The organism is Flavobacterium flavipallidum, assembly GCF_038289905.1.
GTDB lineage: Bacteria > Bacteroidota > Bacteroidia > Flavobacteriales > Flavobacteriaceae > Flavobacterium > Flavobacterium flavipallidum.
The window spans coordinates 106,913-129,437 of record NZ_JBBYHU010000009.1; the positions used below are offsets into that span (position 1 = coordinate 106,913).

The following is a 22,525-nucleotide window of genomic DNA, read 5'->3' on the forward strand; positions in this document are numbered from 1 at the left end:
ATAAATTATGAAAAACAATATAGTTAAATTTTTAGCAGTAGCTTTCTTGTTTCAGTTAACAGGGTGTACAGGTGATTTTAATGAAGTAAATACAAATCCTAATACACTTACTTCTGATCAGTTAGATGCAACTATGGCAGGACCATCATTTGCAAATGCTTTATATAAAGGAATTGGTAATGCTTCATGGAGTTTACCTGGAGATGATTATGGAACTTATGGATTAGCTACAGCCCTACATTCAATGGTGTTTTCACATTATATGGCTTATCCTGGTGGTGCTACTGATGCAAATGGTGTTAATGATGGATGGAGAAGTAGAGGTTGGTTGAGATTTTATACAATTGCCGTTCCATCTCTTTTAAATACTTATAAAGCAGCAGCTGGAAACGCAGAAGCCTTAGCAGTTTTAGATATCTGGAAAGTGTATATGTTTCACAGATTTACTGATGAGTGGGGACCAATTCCTTATTCTCAGGCAGGTATTGGAGGTAAATCTGTAGCTTATGATTCTCAAGAAGCAATGTATACTGATTTCTTCAAACTTTTAGAGGCTGCTAATGCTACTTTGAGCGCTAGTTCAGCAACTACAGTTGGTGTATTTAAAGACTATGATGCATTATATAGCGGAGATGTTGAACAATGGAGAAAGTTTGGAAATTCATTAAGATTGCGTTTAGCTTTAAGAATTTCTGATATTGATGCTGCAAAAGCAAAAACGCAAGCAGAAGCAGCTGTAAGTGCCGGAGTAATGGTGTCAAATAGTGATAATGCATACTATAAAGTTACTTCAGATACCTATAATAATTTTGTAGATATTATGAAATACTGGGGTTTTTATATGACTGCAGATATGGAAAGTATTCTTAAAGGTTATAACGATCCTCGTATGGCAAAATGGTTTAGTCCTGTATTAGATAATACTTCTACATACAAAGGACAATATGTAGGTTTACCAAATGGTATTGGATCAACAATTCCATATCAAGGTAAAAACTTTAGTGGAACGAATCAGGTAACAACATTTTCAGATAATGCTACAAAAAACATAGAAGTAATGATGGCTTCTGAGACCGATTTCAATCGTGCTGAAGGTGTTTTGAAAGGTTGGAGTATGGGAGGAACAGCGAAAGCATTATATGAAGATGGTATTCGTTTGTCTCTACAACAATGGGGTGTAACAGATGAAAGCGAAATAACTGCCTATATTGCAGGAACTACTACTGGTGCTGTACCTACATTTGGAAGTTTGTATACTGATTCTACACCACCTGTAAATGTACCGGTAGCATGGTCAGGTACTGTTGCAAATCAAAAGAAGCAAATTGCAGTTCAAAAATATTTAGGTCTTTTCCCAGAGTCATGGGAAGCTTGGTCTGATTTACGTAGAACAGATGCAAATATTTTATATCCTTTATTAACTACTGAAGATGCTACAATTGGTAAAGGAATCATGAAGCGTATTACTTACTTGCCGAATGAATATAGTACTAATGCTGATGCGGTTAATGCAGCAGTTCAATTACTAGGAGGTGCTGATAAAGGAAGCACTAAACTTTGGTGGGACGTTAATTAAAATTAATGCTTGATTTTAAATAGGGGTAAGATATAATGCTTACCTCTATTTATTTTAAAGATAAAGTTTTTGTTATTTGGTAATTATAAAACATAATTTAAGCGATATTAAATGATTCGATTATTGAAAATTATTCTACTGAGTTTACCTTTCTTTTTAAATGCTCAAAATAAATTAGATACTTATAAAATAAGCTATAATCAAATTGTAAACGGCAAAAAGACTGATGGAATTACAGAGGTTTTTTTTCAAAATCAAATGGTTTTTTTAACTAAAAATTCAGATAAAGTACAACAATATATAGATCTGGCTAACAAAAACAATATAAGTACTATCGCATATGAAGATAAAATTTTCAAAAAACTAATTTCATTTGATAGTTTACCTCAACCTAAAAAAGAGAATGACACTAAAGAAATTTTAGGTTTTAGCTGTCAGCATGTTTCCTATTCTTATTTTTCTAATCGAATAGATGTTTGGTACACAGAGCAATCGAAAGCCAAAGCTACTCCAAATGCAAATTATTTGCCTTCCACAAATGCACTCGTACTTCAGATGGTGTTTAATGGTAATCAAACTTTAGTGGCTAATGCAATTACTAAAGTTGAAAATTATCAGCCATTTATTAATTATGATGCTAAGAGTATTGAAGTGACCGCTTCAGAATTTGAAGAAATAATTATTAATTCCCGATTTAAAAGATTGCTTGTTTTTGAAAAAGAGATAATCAATTTTGATCCAAAACGAATAGTACCAAATGAAAAGGAATTGACAAATGATCAAGTGTATCATTTTTCGAATGGAAGTGTGATTTTAAAAAAAATCAAAGTAACCCCCGAATTAAAAAACAGTCAGGCCATTTTTGCAAAATTGATTTGTAAGTCTAATGGTGATGCCTATGACCGTACTGGTTCTGTTTTTATAGTACCATCAAAAGAGAATGACTCAGCGATAAATCTATTAGATGCCTATTTGTATGGTCTAAATAAATTACCGGTTTTTACGGATAATAAATCCAATAAATACCAAGGTTTCATTAAAGAAAATGAATATTCACCTGCAATTGAAATAATGCGCTTTTTTACTCCATTTGGGGTTAATTATTTTAACGATAAAAGAAAAATTAATCATTACAACTGGGCTAAAGAAGTGGTATATAAAGAAGAGGTGACTTCAGTAATACCTAATGATAAAGCGGAATTTTGGATAGGAGTTTTTATCGGAAATTATGACAAAGGAGGACATGAAGTAAGTTTAGAACTGGATGTTTATCCTTCTTTGGATAAAAAAGAAAAAGATTTTAAAAAATATATAGAACCCTTGTTTTCTACTGTTAATACTATGGAAATGTCCGGGCAAAATTATGGTGGTTTATTTGCAAATGATACTTTAAAAGTAAATTTTGAAATCAAAGATGAAGTTCAAAATTTAGAGCTTTTATATACCACTACCGGACACGGTGGATGGGACAATGGAGATGAATTTGTTCCAAGAATGAATAAGGTTTATGTTGATGGTCAGGAAGTTTTTAAAATAGTTCCCTGGCGGACCGATTGTGGAACCTATAGATTGTCAAATCCGGCATCAGGTAATTTTGCAGATGGTTTGTCTTCTAGTGATTTGAGTCGATCTAATTGGTGTCCCGGAACCTTAACACCTCCTTATAGTATTCCTTTATCTAATTTGAAAAAAGGAAATCATAGCATCGAAGTTGTTATTGATCAAGGTCCTAATGAAGGACAAAGTACCAATCACTGGAATGTTTCCGGGGTTTTAGTGGGTAAGTTGATAAATTAGAATATAAATAATAAGTTATGCTTCTTGAAATCTGTGCTTCATCTTATCAATCGGCTATAAATGCACAAAATGCAGGTGCTCATCGTATAGAATTATGTTCAGAATTGGCTTTAGGAGGAATTACGCCTTCTTATGGTTTAATAAAAAAAGTGGTAGAAAATCTTTCTATTCCTGTACATGTATTGATACGTCCGCGGAGTGGAAATTTTAGCTATTCAGAGGAAGAATTCGAAATAATGAAAGCCGATATTTTACTGTGTAAAGAATTGGGTTGTCAGGGAATTGTTTCAGGCGTTTTAAAATCAGATAATACAATTGATGTTATTAGAACGCAAGAATTAATTGAATTGTCAAAACCGTTAACTTTTACTTTTCACAGAGCTTTTGATTGGGTTGAGGATTCCTTTGAAGCGCTTGAAACATTAATAAATGTGGGAGTTGACAGAATTTTGACATCGGGAAAAAAAACTACTGCATTGGAAGGAATACCTCTTCTTAAAGATTTGGAGACAAAAGCGGATAACAAATTAATAATTCTACCCGGAAGTGGCATCAATTCTGAAAACGCCCTTCAGTTTAAAGAAGCCGGTTTTAAAGAAATCCATTGTTCGGCATCTAAAATGGAACATATAGGTGGACTTGGAAAAATACCGATGAATTCAAGCGTTTTTTTTGATGAAAACATTATTGTTAGTTCAGATTATGAAAAGATTAAAGCCATTGTGGCTATTTGTTAAACAATAAAAATGCAATGAGATAGATTAAAAGTGCAATTATAAATATTTAAAAAATGAATTATGAATAGTAATAGTATTTCCATTCCGCAAACAAAGAACAGTACATTGGTACCCATACTGATAATAGCAGCCTTATTTTTTATTTTTGGGTTTGTAACCTGGATTAACGGAGCTTTAATTCCATTTATGAAAACAATAAATGAATTGACTTCGGCACAATCGCTTTTAGTGGCATCGGCTTCTTATATTTCATTTGTAGTGATGGCTTTGCCAGCTTCTTACATTTTATCAAAAGTGGGTTATAAAAAAGGAATGTCTTTGGGGTTATTTGTTATGGGGGTAGGAGCATTAGTTTTTATTCCTGCAGCAGAAGCAAGAACCTATTGGATGTTTTTAACGGGTATTTTTATTCAAGGTGCCGGAATGACTTTGTTACAAACAGCTTCTAATCCTTATATCACCATTTTAGGACCAATTGATAGTGCAGCCAAAAGAATTGCAATTATGGGAATTGCGAATAAAATTGCAGGTGCTTTAGGTTCGCTTATTTTTGGTGCTTTACTACTTTCTGGAATTGACGAAATCAAAGAAAAATTAAATGTAGTTAGTGCTGCTGAAAAAGCTGAATTATTAAATACAATGGCGGATAGCGTGGTGATGCCTTATGTGGTAATGGCAGCTGTTTTGTTTATTCTAGGATTGCTGATAAGAAAAGCGCCTCTTCCTGATGTAGAAGCTGCTCCTATTAAAGAATCTGCTGATGGAACAACTACAAAAACGAGTATATTTCAGTTTCCTCATTTGTGGTTAGGAGTGCTTACTCTTTTTATGTATGTAGGTGTTGAAGTAATCGCCGGAGATACCATTATTGCTTATGGAATTTCATTAGGCATTCCTGTTGCTGATGCTAAGTTTTTCACAACTTTCACTTTAATGGCAATGGTGGCTACTTATGCGATGGGAGCCTTATTGATTCCTAAATATATTTCGCAAACTTTTGCCTTAAAAGCTAGTGCTGTTTTAGGTATAATTTTATCATTTTGTATTGTTTTTACTTCCGGATTTACTTCTGTATTGTTTGTAGCTGCTTTAGGAGTATCCAATGCTTTGGTTTGGCCGGCTGTTTGGCCTTTAACATTGAAAGGTCTTGGCAAGTTTACTAAAACGGCTTCAGCATTATTAATTATGGCTATTTCAGGTGGAGCGATTATTCCTCCATTGTATGGAAACTTAGTAGATGCTCAAAAAGTAGAATTGATGGCTCAGGGAATGAACGATGCTATGGCAACAGCTGCCGCTTCAACTAAAGGCTATTGGATTTTGTTGCCTTGTTATATCATCATTTTGTATTATGCTGTTGCAGGTCATAAATTAGGTCTTGGTAAAAAATAAATCGAATAAATAGTAATAAACAGATGTTTGAATGAAATCAAAATGGATAAAAAACGGTATTGGTATCTCGATTGTTTTTTTAACTTATTCGTGCAAATCATTACCTGCAAAACCTGAAGCGAAACAGATTACAACAGCATATATTGCAAATCCGCCTGTAACTACTAACAGTCATGCTGCTACATTAGTTGAATATTTGCCAAATAAAATTATGGCAGCATGGTTTGGCGGAAGTTATGAAGGGGCAAAGGATGTTGCTATTTATACTTCAAAATTAGAAGATAAAGGATGGACTAAACCTCAGTTAGTTATAAAACCTGCTATAATAAAAGGTGATACCTTGGCTTGTTGGAATCCTGTTTTGTTTAAAAGTATAACGACTAAAAAGTTATACCTTTTTTATAAAGTAGGTAAAAATCCAAGAGAATGGTTGGGAGCGATGGTTACATCTTTAGACAACGGAAATTCCTGGAGCTCACCTAAATACTTACCGGATGGATTTTTAGGACCAATTAGAAATAAAGCTATTGAAGTAAGTCCCGGAATTATTTTATCAGGTAGTAGCACCGAAAGTGTTGCTACTAATGAATGGAGAGCGCATATTGAAATGTATAATGAAAAAACAGCTTCCTGGTCTAAAATTACTATTCCAAATGACAAAGGATATGATATCATTCAGCCATCAGTTCTTGTTCATTCTAATAAAAGTTTGCAACTACTTTTTAGAAGTAAGCACAATAAGTTAGTAACAAGTTGGTCTGATGACAATGGAACTACTTGGACAAATGCAGAACTGATTGATGTGGTGAATTCTAATTCAGGAGTTGATGCTTTGAGTTTGTCCGCAAAATCTTTTTTATTAGTTAATAATCCATTACCGCAAGGAAAAGACTGGTTTTACGGCCGAAATATTCTGGATGTCGAATATTCAGCTGATGGTTTAAATTGGGCGAAATTATTCGATTTAGAAAATGAAAAAGAAGGAGAATTTAGTTATCCCGCTATGATTCAAACCCAAGACAAGAAAGTGCATATCGTTTATACTTATAATCGAAAGTATATCAAATATGTGAATTTTGAAATAAAAAAATAAAAGACTGTTTATCAGATAAAATAATATAATTATGCAAAAATATTGTCTGTTTTTAGATTTACATGAAGATCGGGAATTGATAGAAGAATACAAATTGTTGCATCAGGATGTTTGGCCGGAAATAATTGCCAGTATCAAAAATGCCGGAATAACTAATCTTGATATTTATAATGTAGGTAATAGATTGTGTATGTTTATTGAAGCTGATGCCGATTTTTCATTTGAGAAAAAAGGAAAAATGGATGCTGAAAATGAAAAAGTACAGGAATGGGAATCGCTTATGTGGAAATTTCAAAAAGCCTTACCACAAGCTAAAGAGGGAGAAAAGTGGCTATTAGCAGATAAAATTTTTGAACTAAAATAAGAAGTTGCTTTTATTGTAAATTATAATTTTTAAGGAAAATATGTATGACGATTTTAAAAGAAAAAGAAAAGATAGGAAGTTTTTATTTTTGGCAGCCATCTTCGCTTATAGCTCAATTTATGCACAAAATAGATCTTTGGAAAAGCAATTTTACAAACACGAAAAGTACCTCTCTTCAGATAAATTACAAGGTAGATTCCCCGGAACACAAGGAAATAATGAGGCAGCAGGATATATCAAGAAATATTTTCAGAAACATGATTTAAAACCATTACAATCAGGTAGTTATTATCAATACTTTCAATTGTTTGTTAAAGAAGGAATTAATAAAATGCCTTCGGATAGTGTACAAACGCAAAATGTAGTTGGTTACATAGAAGGTTCGGATAGTCAACTTAAAAACGAATATATTGTTATTGGTGCACATTACGACCATTGGGGCTGGGGAGGAATAAATTCTGGCAGTAAAAAGAAAGATACTGTTGCCATTCATAACGGTGCCGATGATAATGCATCGGGTGTTTCGGCTTTGTTGTGTATTTTGGAACAAGTTACCAAGGCTAAAGTGAAACCTAAGCGAAGTATTATTTTTGTTTCTTTTAGCGGAGAAGAAGAAGGTTTGTTGGGCTCTAAATATTTTATCAAACATTTGCCAGTTCCTATGGCATCCGTAAAAGTAATGCTGAATATGGATATGGTAGGACGTTTAAATGCCGAAAAACAAATCTACATGGGAGGAGCCGGAACTTTTCCTGATGGTGTGGATTTGATGAAAAAAATAGGAGAAAACAGTGGCTTGAATCCTGTTATTCATGCTGGTGACGTAGGAGGTTCTGATCATGTTTCTTTCTATAAAGCGGGTATCTCGGCAGTAGGATTTCATACTGGAGGTCATCCACAATACCATACTCCGGAAGACGATTTTGATTTAATAAATTTTAAGGGTGGAGCTTTAGTTACTCAGTATATTTACAATGCTTTACTTTCAATTGCCAATTATCCTCAGCCACTGTATTTTATCAATCAAAATTAGCTGAGTGATTTTTTATATTGCATAGGAGAGATTCCTATTTGTTTTTTGAACATTCTGGAAAAATAGTAAGGGTCTTCAAAGCCCACTTCTTTACATATTTCTTTAATACTCATATTCGTAAAATAGAGGTATTCACAGGCTTTTTGTATTTTTAATCGAATAAAATATAAAATAGGTGAATACCCTGTTTTTTGTTTGAAAAGTTCTGAATACCTCGAAACAGAAAAGCAGGCTTCTTGGGCCAATTTTTCAATAGTAATCAATTGGTTTAAATTGTTTTTCATATAGGAAATGGATTGACTAATCTTATCATTAATGGTGTTTTCTAATAAATTTGAATAACAAACTGAACTTAAAAAACTGCTTAATTTAAAATGAATGAATTCCGTTTTTTCTTCGTTTAATTCATTTTCCAAAACGGTAATAATATCCTTTAAAAGCACAATTTTGTTTTCGTCAAAAGGGATGGGGATATTGTTTTCTTTTTCTTTAAAAAAGCGTTCATAAAAAACATCAGCATAATTTCCTGAAAAATGGATCCAGTAAATACTCCAGGGATCTTTTAAAGAACTTCCATATTTATGCGGCGTGTTTTTTGGGATAATAAAAGCTGTATTTGGTGTTAATTTTATCGTTTTCTTATTGGTTGTTATCCAGCCTTCTCCTTTTAAACAATACAGAAATATATATTCGTTTATTCCATTTTTTCGGGATCTGTTATGGTGTTTGGCATTGGGAAAATAGCCAATAGCATCCAAATACAAATTTTGTGAAAAAGGATGATTTACTATTTCTTTTTTTTGTTCCGGTGACAAGACCACCATTGTTTGGCCTAAAAAGCCGGCTTTTATTTTTGGATTCGGTAGATTGTTCATTCTAAAAGTAGTATTTGCTATTAATTTTAAAAAGCGTCGTAATATAGTCCATTTTTTTCAATAAATTATCCATTGGTTGCCGTATAATGAAATGTAATTTTGTTTTAAAGCATTTCTATTAAAAACAACCAAATATTATGACAAGCCAAAAAAAACAATTTAACAATAATTATTTACTTGCAATTTCCATGGTGTCTGCTTTGGGCGGACTACTTTTTGGATATGATTGGGTAGTAATTGGTGGAGCAAAGCCTTTTTACGAACGTTTTTTTGATATTACCACTTCGGCCAATTTACAAGCCTGGGCTATGAGTTCCGCTTTGATTGGTTGTATTCTTGGTGCAGTTGTATCAGGTGTAATTAGTGATAAGTTTGGTCGAAAATGGCCCTTATTGCTTTCTGCATTTTTATTTACCGTTGCTTCATTAGGTACGGGATTGGCTTCTTCTTATTGGATATTTGTCGTTTTTAGAATTATAGGTGGAATTGGAATTGGATTAGCATCGGCACTTTCACCCATGTATATTGCCGAAGTAGCTCCGTCTCATCTTAGAGGACGCTTTGTTTCTTTGAACCAAATGACTCTTGTAATAGGTATTCTTGCTGCACAAATTATCAACCTGTTGATTGCCGAGGAAGTTCCAGTTGGTGTAAGTGATGCTTTTATTCGTGCTTCATGGAATGGACAAACGGGTTGGCGTTGGATGTTTTTTGCCTGCGCCGTGCCTTCGGTACTATTTTTACTATTGGCATTTACACTTCCTGAAAGCCCCCGTTGGTTAATGAAAGCTGGTAAACAAGAGAAAGCATTCCCTACATTGAAAAAAATTGGGGGAGAAGAATACGCTCGTGAAGAAATGGCTAATATACAGGCAACCTTGGATGATGTTGCAGAAAAAGTTGATTTTAAGGCCGTGCTAAATCCTAAATTCAGAGATGTATTGCTCATTGGAATTGTGATAGCCGTTTTCCAGCAATGGTGTGGAATCAATACTGTTTTTAATTATGCCGAAGAAATTTTTACCGCCGCAGGTTATGGCGTAAGTGATACCTTGTTTAATATTGTGATTACAGGAACCGTAAATCTTGTATTTACGCTTGTTGCTATGTTTACAGTAGATAAATGGGGACGTAAAAAACTGATGGTTATAGGAGCATCTGGTTTGGCTATTACCTATTTACTTTTGGGAGCTGCCTTTTATTTTGAGTTGAAAGGGGTTGCAGTTCTTTCGTTGGTGGTAGTGGCAATCGCTATTTATGCTATGTCATTGGCACCAATCACCTGGGTAATTCTTTCCGAAATTTTTCCAAACCGGGTACGTGGAGCCGCTATGGCGTTGGCAACTTTTTCTTTGTGGATAGCCTGTTTTATTCTTACTTACACTTTTCCATTGCTTAATAAATCGTTCGGAGCAGCTGGAACTTTCTGGGTGTATGCGGGAATTTGTATTCTCGGATTCTTATTTGTCCTAAGAAAATTACCTGAAACCAAAGGAAAAACATTGGAAGAAATTGAAAGTGAATTAGTGAAGTAACCCTGTATAATATAATAAGAAGAGAATATAATGAGTGTAAAAGCCTGGCAAGAAGATGTAGTTATCCCTACTTATGAAATTGGGAAAGCTGAAAAGAATCCTATTTTTCTTGAAAAAAGAGTGTATCAGGGTAGCAGTGGTGCAGTTTATCCATATCCGGTGGTAGAAAAAATTGAGGATGAAAAACAAGATAAAATTTATAATGCCATTTATCTTGAAAATGAATACATCAAAGTGATGATATTACCAGAATTGGGAGGAAGGGTTCAAATGGCTTACGACAAAATCAAACAACGCCATTTTATTTACTACAATCAGGTGATAAAACCTGCTCTGGTAGGATTGACTGGACCATGGATTTCCGGAGGAATCGAATTTAACTGGCCGCAACACCACCGTCCGAGTACTTTTTTGCCTGTAGATCATACTATTGAAACGAACGCCGATGGTAGTATAACCGTTTGGGTAAGTGAAAATGAAAAAATGTTCCATCAAAAAGGGATGGCTGGATTTACATTACATCTAGGGAAAGCTTATTTAGAAATTAAAGGAAAACTGTATAATCCAACTCCTGTTCCGCAAACATTTTTATGGTGGGCTAATCCAGCCGTAGCGGTGAATGAACATTACCAATCTGTTTTTCCACCGGATGTGCATGCCGTTTTTGATCATGGAAAAAGAGATGTTTCTACTTTCCCAATTGCAACAGGGACTTATTATAAAGTAGATTATTCTGCAGGAGTGGATATTTCGAATTATAAAAATATTCCGGTACCCACTTCGTATATGGCTATCAATTCAGAATTTAATTTTGTAGGTGGTTATGAGAATGATACTCAGGCAGGTGTTTTACATGTGGCTAATCATCATATTTCACCGGGAAAAAAACAATGGACCTGGGGAAATGGTGATTTTGGAAAAGCCTGGGATAGAAATTTAACAGATGAAGACGGTCCTTATATCGAATTGATGGCTGGCGTTTATACCGATAATCAGCCTGATTTTAGTTGGATGCAACCTTATGAGGAAAAGACTTTTACTCAGTATTTTTTACCTTATCGCGAGTTAGGTGTAGTTAAAAATGCATCTCAGGATATTTTGATGAATATTGATAAGAATGAGGACAAAGCTGTTATCAAAATTTTTGCTACTTCTTTGCAAAAAAATGCCAAGATTGTCTTGGGAGGTTTTTTTGAAGAAATCACAGATTTAAGTCCTGAAGCGGTTTATGAACGTGAAGTGACTGTAGGAACAGCAAAAATAATCGATTTAGCATTATTTGTTTTTGCAGAAAATGGTCGTGAATTATTAAGTATTAAAGCCGAAGAACAAAAGGAAAAAGAAAAACCTGAACCGGCCAAAGCGGCTCTTTCACCTGAAGAAACGCCCACATGTGAACAATTGTATCTAACAGGATTGCATTTAGAACAATACCGTCACGCTACTTATGTTGCTACGGATTACTATTTGGAAGCCTTGAAACGAGATCCATCTGATGTGAGAAACAACAATGCTATGGGACTTTGGTTGTTGCGTCGTGGAAAATTTGCCGAATCGGAAAAGTATTTCCAAGCGGCTATTGATACCCAATTGCAACGCAATCCGAATCCTTACGATGGAGAACCACATTATAATTTAGGTTTGGCTTTGCAGTATCAAAGTAAGTATAAGGAAGCTTACGATGCATTTTATAAATCCTGTTGGAACGCCGCTATGCAGGATGCCGGTTATTTTGGATGCGCCCAAATTTCCTGTGTAAATACTAATTTTCAAGAGGCGCTGTATGAAATAGATAAGTCTTTAGTACGCAACTGGCACAATCAAAAAGCGCGTACGTTAAAAGTAGCAATTTTGCGTAAATTATCTAAAAATGAGGATGCTTTAGCATTGATTAAAGACAGCTTGAAAATTGATTTATTCAATTTTGGATGTCGTTTTGAGGCTTATTTAATTTCTAATGATTCTAGTATTTTAGAAGAGATGCATGCTGTAATGAGAGGCGAAATTCATAATTATGAAATAGTAGCTTTGGATTATATAGCTGCCGGAATGTATGATGAAGCTGTACAAATTATTGAAGAAGGAATCAAAGTTTGTCAGACTACTCCAATGACGTATTATTATATGGGCTGGGCTTTGAATTTGGCTTCGAAAGATTCTAAAGTTGCTTTTGAAAAAGCAGCTTCTCATGCTCCAGAATATTGTTTTCCTAATCGTTTAGAAGCTATTTTGGCTTTAGAAATAGCACAAAAAGTAAATCCTAAAGACGCTAAAGCACCTTATTATTTAGGAAATTTATGGTACGACAAACGTCAGTATTCTGAAGCTATTGACTGTTGGGAAAAATCGATATCAATTGATGCTGCTTTTCCAACTGCGCATAGAAATTTAGCTTTAGCTTATTTTAATAAATTGGGACAGCAGGAAAAAGCAATAGCTTCTTTAGAAAAAGCTTTTTCTTTGGATACTTCAGATGCCCGAATTTTAATGGAATTGGATCAATTGTACAAACGTATTTGCAGACCACATCAGGAACGATTGGAATTTTTGAAAAAACATTACCACTTGGTGCAGCAACGGGATGATGTTTATTTGGAATATGCTACTTTATGTAATCAGTTAAATGACTTTAAGCAAGCGATTGATTTGATTGATATTAAAATTTTTCATCCCTGGGAAGGAGGAGAAGGAAAAGTACCCAATCAATATCAAATTGCCAGAGTTGAATTGGCTAAAAAACACCTTTCCGAAAAAGAGTTTGAAAAAGCAATTGTTTTGTTGAATGCTTGTTTAGAATACCCACATAATTTAGGCGAAGGAAAACTGGATGGCGCTCAGGAAAATGATTTTCATTATTGGTTGGGTTGTGCATATGAAGGCTTGGGAAATATCGAATTGGCAAAAGAATACTGGCAATTAGCCAAAGACGGAAGTAGCGAACCCGCAGCTGCAATATTTTACAACGATCAAAAACCGGATAAAATATTTTATCAGGGATTGGCTTTGTTAAAATTAGGTAATACCGAAGAGGCTCAACAACGTTTTGATGCTTTGATTGCTTTTGGAAACAGATATATAAACGAATTGATTAAATTGGATTATTTTGCGGTTTCTTTGCCCGATTTGTTAATATGGGAAGATGATTTGACTTTTAGAAATAAGATTCATTGTCATTATATGTTAGGCTTAGGTTATTTTGGATTGGACAAAATGGATAAGGCCATGTTTCATTTGAAAGAAGCAGCTAAAATGGATAGTAACCATCAGGGAGTTCAGGTTCATTTAGCAATGGTAAATAGTATTCAAAAAGAAATTATATAATTTAAACTGTTAATTTAATTAAATATATACATAATGCTTAAATATAAAAAGTTAGTTTTATTATTTATATGTTGTTGTTCTATTGAAACAATCGCTCAAAATTCGTATGCTATTGATATTACAAAGGTAAAAACAGAGGTCTTGCGCGGGCATTTGGATTTGGGAGGAAATAATAAAACAGGAGATACAATCACGGTTAATAGTTTTTATTTGGAACATAATCGTAAAGCTTTTATTCCGGTTATTGGCGAATTTCACTTTAGTCGTTATCCTAATCAATATTGGGACGAAGAATTAAAAAAGATGAAAGCGGGCGGAATTACCGTTGTAGCTACTTATGTTTTTTGGAATTTACACGAATTCAAAGAAGGCGTTTTTGACTGGAAAGCCGATTTGGATGTGCGGAAATTTACTGAGTTGTGTGCCAAAAATGGTTTGCAGGTTTTAATGCGCATAGGTCCGTTTGCTCATGGCGAAATGCGTAACGGCGGACTTCCGGATTGGTTATACGGCAGACCAATTGATGTAAGAAGCAACGATCCAATGTATTTGTTTTATACCATTCGTTTTTATAAGGAAATTGGACAGCAGTTAACAGGGTTACTATTTAAAGACGGAGGGCCAATTATAGGAGTTCAGATTGAAAATGAATACCAGCACTCTTCTGCTCCTTGGGGATTTACTTATACGGATGCTCCAAAAGAAAGAACAGCAGCAGGTCGTGATAAAAAGATTGTTCAGGATGGTGTTGGTATTAATGAACAGGGAAATGAATTTGCCAATGTGGGTAAAGATCATATGAAAACCCTAAAAGAGTTGGCTATAAAAGCAGGACTGATTGCTCCAATTTATACGGCTACAGGATGGGGCTATGCCACAATTATAGAAAAAGGTTCTATTCCTGTGATGGCGGGTTATGCTTATCCGTTTTGGACAGCAGGAAACAGTCCGTCACCTTTTTATTTGTTTAAAAATATCCATCAACAACCGGATTATGCGCCCGTGAGTTATGATGTGAATTTGTATCCTTCTATGGCGGCAGAATTGGGTACCGGAATGGCAGTTACTTATGCAAGACGTCCAAGAGTTCCCGGAGAAAGTTTTCTCCCAATGATGGTCAGAACCGTAGGTAGTGGTACTAACGGATTAGGTTTTTATATGTATCATGGAGGAACGACACCTTCTGTGGGTAATTATTTCATGTCAGAAGGTTCGGGATTAAACAATAAATCCTATGATTATCAGTCGCCAATTGGTGAATTTGGGAATTTGAGCTCCGGTTATTTTTCCTTAAAATTGATTAATTATTTTTTAAAAACCTACGGAGATGATTTAGCACCCTTATACCCTGTTTTGCCAGAAACGAATGCTGCGATTAAAGCGGAAAATACTGAGACTCTTCGATATGCAGTAAGAGGAGACGGAACAAAAGGTTATTTATTCATGCACAATTTTCAGGATCATTTAAAAATGAATGATTTGAAAAATTTGAGTGTGACTGTTCAAACCAAAACAGGAGCAGTTAAATTTCCAGAGTCGGGAACTTTTACATTGAAAGCAGGAAGTTCAGCCATTTTTCCGTTTAATGTCAATTATAATGGAGTTGCAATCAAAATGGCAACAGTGCAACCACTATGTCGATTTGAAAATCAAACTAAAAAATATAATGTTTTGTTTGCTCTTGACGCAATTGCTCCAGAAATCGTTTTTAAAGGAAAACAAAAAGTTGTTGGAATACAAACAGAAACAAGAAATGGAAATACAGTTGTGAAATGCAATTCTCAACAAATAAATGAATTTGAAGTGAATGGTATTTCATTTTTGGTGCTTCCTGAAAAAGAAGCTCAAAAAGCTTATTTGATTGGGGAATCCGGAAATCAAAAATTGATCATCAGTGAAGCGGTTGTATTGGATGCTAAAGAGAAAATTTCGTTAATCAGTTCTAATAATGAGCAAATCAATTTTTATGTTTTGCCAAATGATGCAAGGCCTACACCAGCTGAAGGAAAATTGGAAAAAATGAAATCAATTTCAAAAAAAATAAGTAACTGGCGTCTGACTTTACCTAAAGTTGCATCAGATATAAAATTGATCCAAACAGACAACAGTCATTTTGTATTGAAAGCCGGAAGTTTGGATTTGTCTAAGGTGAATGACTTGTTTGTTACTTTTGATTACAGAGGAGATCGCGGTATTTGTATGATGAATGGCGAATTACAAACCGACAATCTATATACGAGTAAAGCCTGGACTATCGGATTGAAAAAATATCAGGAAGCTTTGAAAAGCAACGATATGTATTTTTATTTTATGCCTATGCAAAAAGATGCACCTTACTTAAGTTATCTGGATAAAGAAGTGCTTCCTGATTTTGGGGAGAAGAAAAGTTTTTTGGAAATTAAGCAGCCAATAATTTCGGTAGAATACAAAGTAAATGTAGTTTTGAAAACTAACTAACCACAACCAAAAATAAACCAAAATGATAAAAAAGTTTTTCTATTGTAGTCTTGTTTTAATGCTATTTTGTCTGAGTGCAATTGCTCAGGATAAGGTAATTAGCTTGAAAGGCGATTGGCAATTTCAGATGGACCGCAATGACGAAGGTATTTCTCAAAAATGGTTCAATAAAAATCTTTCTGATAAAATTCATTTGCCGGGTTCCATGGCCGAATTTTTAAAAGGAGATGAAATTACACTTAAGACTAAATGGACTGGTTCTATTTATGACAGTTCCTTTTATTTCAGACCCAGTTTAAAAAAATACCGTGAGCCGGGAAATATTCATATTCCTTTTTGGTTAACACCTGCCCGTCATTATGTGGGTGCTGCCTGGTATCAAAAAGAGGTTACTATTCCTGAAAACTGGAAAGGAAAGCGTATCGTTTTACATTTGGAAAGAGCTCATATTGAAACCCGTGTTTGGGTTAACGATAAAGAAGTAGGGATGCAAAATTCCTTAGTTGCGCCACATGATTATGATTTAACGGCTTATCTGGCGCCAGGAAAACAACGCATTACTATTCGTATAGATAATCGAATTAATAAGATAAATGTAGGGCCGGATTCGCATAGTGTTACCGATCATACCCAGGGAAATTGGAACGGAATTATAGGTGCGATTGCTTTGCAAACTTTTGAACCGGTTTTCTTAGATGATGTTCAGGTGTATCCGGATTTAAAAAATCGAAAGGCAATAGTGAAAATTTCGTTAGCTAATAATTCTTTGAAAAACTTTAAAGGCAATATTTCTATTTCGGCCAAAAGTTTCAATAGTAATAATTCAGACGAAACTAAAGAAGTTGTAGCTAAAGTTTCAGTCACCAATGGAACTAAAAATGATATTACGCTCGAATTGCCTTTTGGAAATGGTATGTTGACTTGGGACGAATTCCATCCTGCTTTATATAATTTGAAAGTAAAATTAGATTCAAAAGCAATTCAAACCGAGAAAACAGTTTCTTTTGGAATGCGTGAATTTAAAATTCAAGGGAATCATTTTATGATTAATGGTGTTCCGGTAGTTTTGAGAGGAACAGTGCATAATTGCGAATTTCCGCTTACGGGTTATCCGGCAACGACAGTAGCTGAATGGGAAGTAACTTTTAAAAAAATTAAATCTTATGGATTGAATCACGTACGTTTTCATTCCTGGTGTCCTCCTGAAGCTGCTTTTATAGCGGCAGATAAAGTGGGATTGTATTTGCAACCTGAAGGTCCAAGCTGGCCAAATCACGGACCAAAAATTGGTTTAGGGCAGCCCGTGGATAAATTTCTTTATGAAGAAACGGAACGAATGGCTAAGGATTATGGTAATTATGCTTCGTTTACCATGTTATCAGCAGGGAATGAGCCGGCAGGGAATCAGGTGAAGTATTTGAATGAATTTGTTGATTTTTGGAAAGCAAAAGATACTAGAAGAGTTTATACCGGAATGTCAGTAGGGGGTAGCTGGCCTGTAGTTCCTAATGCGGAATATTTAGTTCGCGGTGGTGTTCGTGGTTTAAAATGGGATAAAACTTTAGAATCAGTTTCCGATTTTAGTGCTGAAATTCAAAAGTTCAATGTGCCTTTTGTAGCGCATGAAATTGGTCAATATTGTGTGTTTCCTAATTTTGATGAAATTCAAAAATATACGGGAGTTTATCGAGCTAAAAATTTTGAGATGTTTCGTCAGGATTTAATCGATCATCATATGGGAGATCAGGCGAAAGATTTTTTGAACGCTTCAGGAAAATTACAAGTACTTTGTTATAAAAATGAAATCGAAAAAATACTTCGTACTCCAGATTACGGAGGATTCCAAATGTTAGGATTGCAGGATTTTCCGGGTCAGGGAACGGCTTTAGTAGGGATGTTAGATGCTTTTTTTCAGGAAAAAGGATATGTAACGGCTGATGAGTTTTCCCGTTTTTGTAATTCAACTGTACCATTGGCAAAGATTGAAAAGTTTGTCTACAATACTAATGAAACTTTCAAAGCGGATATTTTATTATTTCATGCTGCTGATATGCCATTAAAAAATACGGTTGTTAGTTGGACCATAAAAGATGAAAGCGGAAAGTTGCTTACTTCCGGAAATTTTGCTGCCAAAACTTATGAAAACGGAAATGGTATAGCGGTAGGGAATTTGAGTTTTTCTTTGAATCAAATTAAAGAAGCTGGTAAATATAATCTGGAAGTAAAAGTAGAGGGAACCCACTTTGCAAATGATTGGGATTTTTGGGTGTATCCTGAAGTAAAGACAGAAGTTACTCCATCAATATATTATACTACTGTTTTGGATGAAAAAGCCAAAGCAGTTTTAGCCAAAGGAGGAAAAGTATTTTTGAATGTTGCTGGCAAAGTGGTAAAAGGAAAAGAAGTGGCCATGAACTTTTTGCCGGTTTTTTGGAATACTTCCTGGTTTAAAATGCGTCCGCCACACGTAACCGGAATGTTAATTCAGGATAAAAGTCCGGCGTTTAAAAATTTTCCAACCAATTATTATAGCGATTTGCAATGGTGGGATATTCAAAACAGAGCTCAGGTGATGAATTTAGAAGATTTTCCTGCTGATTTCCGTCCGTTAATCCAGCCAATAGATACCTGGTTTATGAATCGAAGATTGGCTTTGGTTTTTGAAGCTCAGGTGGGTAAAGGAAAAATTATTGTAAGCAGTGCCAATTTAGGTCCGGAGGTTCAAAACAAATTGGCTTCTAAGCAATTGTTTTATTCGCTTCAAAATTATATGATTTCGAATGATTTTAATCCGAAGAATAAAGTAGCGTTTGAAGTAATTCAGGATCTTTTTGTAAGTCCGTCCAAAGAAGTTTTCAATACTTATACAAAAGACAGTCCGGACGAATTAAAACCTAATTCGAACCAAAATAAAGTAAAATAAGTTAAGAATATTTGAATAGTAAGAAAAGGAGTTAAATTAGGTTTTAGCTCCTTCTTTTTTTAAAATAGTAGGCTTTGTGTCTAAATTTCTAAGCGCCAATTATGGGATGGAGCTTTTAATTCTTTAACATCGTCTTTCGGTATTGAGTAGGTATGTAGCCCAGACTTTTTTTGAAGGTTTTATTGAAATGAGAAATGGATTCAAAGCCACATTGACTACTGATATCCGAAATACTGATGTCTTCCATAATTAAGAGTTTGCAGGCATAACCCATTCGCATATCCAAGATATAATTTTTAAAAGACTTGCCTGTTTTGCTTTTGAAATAACGACAAAAAGCAGCGGCATTCATCGCAGCAAAAGAAGCTATTTCTTCCAGACTAATGTGTCTGGTGTAGTTTTTATTCAAGTAAGATATTATTTTGTCAATTCTTGCCGTATCATAAATAGTTTCATTGATAAAATCCGATGTGGAAATAATTTGCCTGTTGCTGGTTTCCGACATTTCTTTTAATAATTCTAAAAATAACATCAGTTGGTTTAAACCATTTTCCAGAGGTAATTTTGATAATAAATCCTTCAGTTTTGGCGAATTGACCGAAGAAAAGTAAATTCCCCTGAGAGAATCCTGTAATAATTTTTTGATTTTGATAAAATGAGGATAATGATTAATCGAGTAATACATAAAATCCTTTTCAAATTGGATAATGGTGCCTTTGACTCTTAAATTACTATTTTCAGAATGGTAGATATCATCACTTTTCATAAAATGAGGTAAATTAGAACCGATGAGCAGTATATTTCCGGCACTAAATTGAGCAATGTTGTTTCCCAGAAACCGGGTTCCTGTACCTTCTTCAATATATATAATTTCATATTCAGAATGAAAATGCAAGGGATAGGAAAAATGGGCATAATCAAAAAAGCGAACTTTTAAAGGTGAAGACTCCGAAATAGGAAGCCTTTCGTTCATAATTGTTCTCATAAATAATATTTTTAATTTGCAAAAATAACATCATTGTGTGCAAATTTAGGAAATAAAATTGGCTTCGCTTCTCTTTAATTTTGTAGTTATTGATTTTAAAAAAAAGAGAAAATATGATTGATACATTTAGTATTAAAGGAAAAGTGGCAATTGTAACCGGTGGCGGGGGAGTACTTGGAGGAAGTATTGCGAGACATTTGATTAGTGCAGGATGTAAAGTTGTTGTACTGGACATCAGAGAAGAAAATGTAAATGACCGTGTGGCCGAATTAAAAGAAATGGGAGGTGAAGCGATAGGTTTTGTATCCAATGTTTTGGATGTGGAAGAAATGAAAGAAACAAGAGCAAAAATATTGGCTAACTGGGGAATTATAGATATTTTGATTAATGCAGCAGGAGGAAATTTACCAGGAGCTACTTTAACAGAAGAACAAACTGTTTTTGATATGAAAATTAGTGACTTCGAAAAAGTAACCGATTTGAACTTGAATGGTAGCGTTTATCCATGTATTGTTTTTGGAGAAGTTATGGCCAATCAAGGAAAGGGAAGTATAATTAATGTATCTTCGATGGCAACTTTGTCAGCAATAACAAGAGTACCTGGATATTCTGTTGCTAAGAGTGGAATTGATATTTTTACAAAATGGCTGGCAATGGAATTGGGGACTAAATTTGGAGAAAAAGTGAGGGTAAACGCCATCTCTCCCGGATTTTTTGTAGGAGATCAAAACAGAAGAGTATTGATTAATGAGGATGGTTCTTATACTGAAAGAAGTAAAAAAGTATTGGCAAGAACCCCAATGAAGCGTTTTGGGGATATTAACGAATTGAATGGAATTGTTCAGTTTTTATGTTCAGATGCGGCAAGTTTTATAACAGGAACTATTATCCCTATTGATGGAGGTTTTAGTTCTTTTAGCGGAGTTTAAAAAAATAATGAAAATGGAATTAAAAAAGACATTAAGATGGTTTGGAGCAAAGGATCCCATTAGTCTGGAACAAATCAAACAAACAGGAGCAACGGGTATTGTTACGGCATTACACCATATTCCTAATGGCGAAATTTGGTCGGTAGAAGAGATTTTGAAGACTAAAAATAATATAGAGTCCTATGGTTTGACTTGGGATGTGGTAGAAAGTTTGCCAGTTCATGAAGATATCAAGAAAGGAAAAGCCAGCCGCGATAAAATTATTGCTAATTATAAGGAAAGCGTTAAAAACCTGGGAAAATGTGGGGTTACAACCATTTGTTACAATTTTATGCCGGTATTGGATTGGGCTCGAACTAATTTGAATTATACACTTGAAAACGGTACGGTCGCGATGTATTTTGAAGCCGATTTGTTTGCAGCATTTGATATGTTCATTTTAGAAAGACCGAACGCTTCAAAAGATTATACTGAGGAGCAAATAAAAAAAGCAGAGGCTATTTTTAAAACCTTAACGAAAGAAGATGCCAGAGCTCTTGCTTATAATATTATTGTTGCCACGCAATCTTTTATTGATGGTGCAGTTGATGCGGATGAAAAAGAGCCTATCAATATTTTTTTAAAATTACTGGCTGAATATAACGGAATCGACAAACATAAATTAAGAGAAAACTTTGCGTTTTTCTTAAACGAAGTGATTCCGGTTGCTGAAGCATCAGGCGTTAAATTAGCGGTTCATCCTGATGATCCACCATTTCCATTACTGGGATTACCACGAATAGTAAGTAGTGGAGAAGATTTTGAATGGCTGGCTAATGCCTGCCCATCTTTGCATAATGGGATTACTTTTTGTACCGGTTCTTTAGGAGCTCGTAAAGACAATAATTTGGCTGAAATTTTTAAAAAATATGCTGAACGGGTACATTTTCTTCATTTGAGAAGTACTAAAATTTTAGACAACGGCGATTTTTATGAAACCGAGCATCTGGATCCAACAGTTGATTTGCCGGGAGTAATGAAAGCTATTGTTGAAGAACAAATAAGACGAAAGGCAGAAGGAAGAACCGATTATAATTTGCCGATTCGTCCGGATCACGGGCATAAAATGTTAGACGATTTTAATAGGGCAGGAAATCCCGGCTATCCATTAATTGGAAGGTTAAAAGGTTTGGCAGAACTGGCAGGACTTGAAATGGGAATTCGTTATTCGATTCTTAAGTAAATAGACTATCTGGTTCAGTTTGTTAATTTTTTCTGTCAAGGATAGCAACGAAAAGCCCGTAAAGGGTAGAGGCTTTTTATAAAACAAACCCCAAAATAGCGACTAACAGAAGCTCGTTTTGGGGTTATGTTTTATAGACTGTTTCCTGCGGACTTGTAGTGAATAGGCATATTCATAATACCTCAATCTATTGTTTTTCATAAAAATAGGTATTATATTAGAAGAAACAAACCCCGAAATTGCTCAAAAGGAGTCAAAAACGGGGTTTTCTTTTATAGTGTGATGC

The 22,525-nt window shown here is 34.6% G+C and carries 15 protein-coding genes; 13 read left to right on the forward strand and 2 right to left on the reverse strand.

The features are described 5' to 3' along the window. Positions 1–7 precede the first annotated feature (7 nt). The 7 genes from AAEO59_RS06830 (at position 8) to AAEO59_RS06860 (ending at position 7,992) form a co-directional block, all read left to right on the forward strand. On the forward strand, positions 8–1,576 hold the full coding sequence (locus AAEO59_RS06830; protein WP_341699990.1) for a SusD/RagB family nutrient-binding outer membrane lipoprotein: 1,569 nt from the start codon (positions 8–10) through the stop codon (positions 1,574–1,576). Positions 1,577–1,687: 111 nt separating this feature from the next. Further along, on the forward strand, positions 1,688–3,373 hold the full coding sequence (locus AAEO59_RS06835; protein ID WP_341699991.1) for a PNGase F N-terminal domain-containing protein: 1,686 nt from the start codon (positions 1,688–1,690) through the stop codon (positions 3,371–3,373). Positions 3,374–3,390: 17 nt separating this feature from the next. Beyond that, a complete protein-coding gene (locus AAEO59_RS06840; RefSeq protein WP_341699992.1) occupies positions 3,391–4,110 on the forward strand; it encodes a copper homeostasis protein CutC in 720 nt (239 codons plus the stop codon). Positions 4,111–4,170: 60 nt separating this feature from the next. Continuing rightward, positions 4,171–5,502 carry a sugar MFS transporter gene (locus AAEO59_RS06845; protein WP_341699993.1) on the forward strand — a complete coding sequence of 444 codons (1,332 nt, stop codon included), beginning with the start codon at positions 4,171–4,173 and terminating at the stop codon, positions 5,500–5,502. Between the two features lie 31 nt (positions 5,503–5,533). Next, positions 5,534–6,595: a sialidase family protein gene (locus tag AAEO59_RS06850; RefSeq protein WP_341699994.1), complete on the forward strand. Its 1,062-nt coding sequence runs from the start codon at positions 5,534–5,536 to the stop codon at positions 6,593–6,595. Positions 6,596–6,626: 31 nt separating this feature from the next. After that, positions 6,627–6,959: an L-rhamnose mutarotase gene (locus tag AAEO59_RS06855; protein ID WP_341699995.1), complete on the forward strand. Its 333-nt coding sequence runs from the start codon at positions 6,627–6,629 to the stop codon at positions 6,957–6,959. Between the two features lie 136 nt (positions 6,960–7,095). Next, positions 7,096–7,992, forward strand: coding sequence for a M20/M25/M40 family metallo-hydrolase (locus tag AAEO59_RS06860; RefSeq protein ID WP_341699996.1), 897 nt, complete (start codon positions 7,096–7,098; stop codon positions 7,990–7,992). Here AAEO59_RS06860 and AAEO59_RS06865 read toward each other — a convergent pair. Continuing rightward, positions 7,989–8,867 carry an AraC family transcriptional regulator gene (locus AAEO59_RS06865; protein ID WP_066323739.1) on the reverse strand — a complete coding sequence of 293 codons (879 nt, stop codon included), beginning with the start codon at positions 8,865–8,867 and terminating at the stop codon, positions 7,989–7,991. The genes AAEO59_RS06860 and AAEO59_RS06865 overlap by 4 nt on opposite strands. A gap of 137 nt (positions 8,868–9,004) precedes the next feature. Between AAEO59_RS06865 and AAEO59_RS06870 the strand changes: the two genes are divergently transcribed. The 4 genes from AAEO59_RS06870 to AAEO59_RS06885 are packed head-to-tail and all read left to right on the forward strand — an operon-like array spanning position 9,005 to position 19,103. Further along, the gene (locus AAEO59_RS06870; RefSeq protein ID WP_341699997.1) at positions 9,005–10,402 is read left to right on the forward strand and encodes a sugar porter family MFS transporter; all 1,398 of its coding nucleotides are present in this window, start codon (positions 9,005–9,007) and stop codon (positions 10,400–10,402) included. A 30-nt stretch (positions 10,403–10,432) separates the two neighbouring features. Next, positions 10,433–13,723 carry a DUF5107 domain-containing protein gene (locus AAEO59_RS06875; RefSeq protein ID WP_341699998.1) on the forward strand — a complete coding sequence of 1,097 codons (3,291 nt, stop codon included), beginning with the start codon at positions 10,433–10,435 and terminating at the stop codon, positions 13,721–13,723. 33 nt (positions 13,724–13,756) lie between these two features. Continuing rightward, a complete protein-coding gene (locus tag AAEO59_RS06880) occupies positions 13,757–16,180 on the forward strand; it encodes a beta-galactosidase (RefSeq protein ID WP_341699999.1) in 2,424 nt (807 codons plus the stop codon). Between the two features lie 22 nt (positions 16,181–16,202). Next, complete coding sequence (locus AAEO59_RS06885; RefSeq protein WP_341700000.1) at positions 16,203–19,103, forward strand: exo-beta-1,4-galactosidase; 2,901 nt, start codon at positions 16,203–16,205, stop codon at positions 19,101–19,103. A gap of 115 nt (positions 19,104–19,218) precedes the next feature. Here the strand turns inward: AAEO59_RS06885 and AAEO59_RS06890 are convergent, their stop codons facing one another. Next, positions 19,219–20,088 carry an AraC family transcriptional regulator gene (locus tag AAEO59_RS06890; RefSeq protein WP_341700001.1) on the reverse strand — a complete coding sequence of 290 codons (870 nt, stop codon included), beginning with the start codon at positions 20,086–20,088 and terminating at the stop codon, positions 19,219–19,221. 113 nt (positions 20,089–20,201) lie between these two features. Here AAEO59_RS06890 and AAEO59_RS06895 point away from each other — a divergent pair, with 113 nt between their 5' ends. Then, positions 20,202–21,017, forward strand: a complete 816-nt coding sequence (locus tag AAEO59_RS06895) for an SDR family oxidoreductase (protein WP_341700002.1) — start codon at positions 20,202–20,204, stop codon at positions 21,015–21,017. Between the two features lie 13 nt (positions 21,018–21,030). Continuing rightward, complete coding sequence (gene uxuA, locus AAEO59_RS06900; protein WP_341700003.1) at positions 21,031–22,239, forward strand: mannonate dehydratase; 1,209 nt, start codon at positions 21,031–21,033, stop codon at positions 22,237–22,239. Positions 22,240–22,525: the final 286 nt, after the last annotated feature.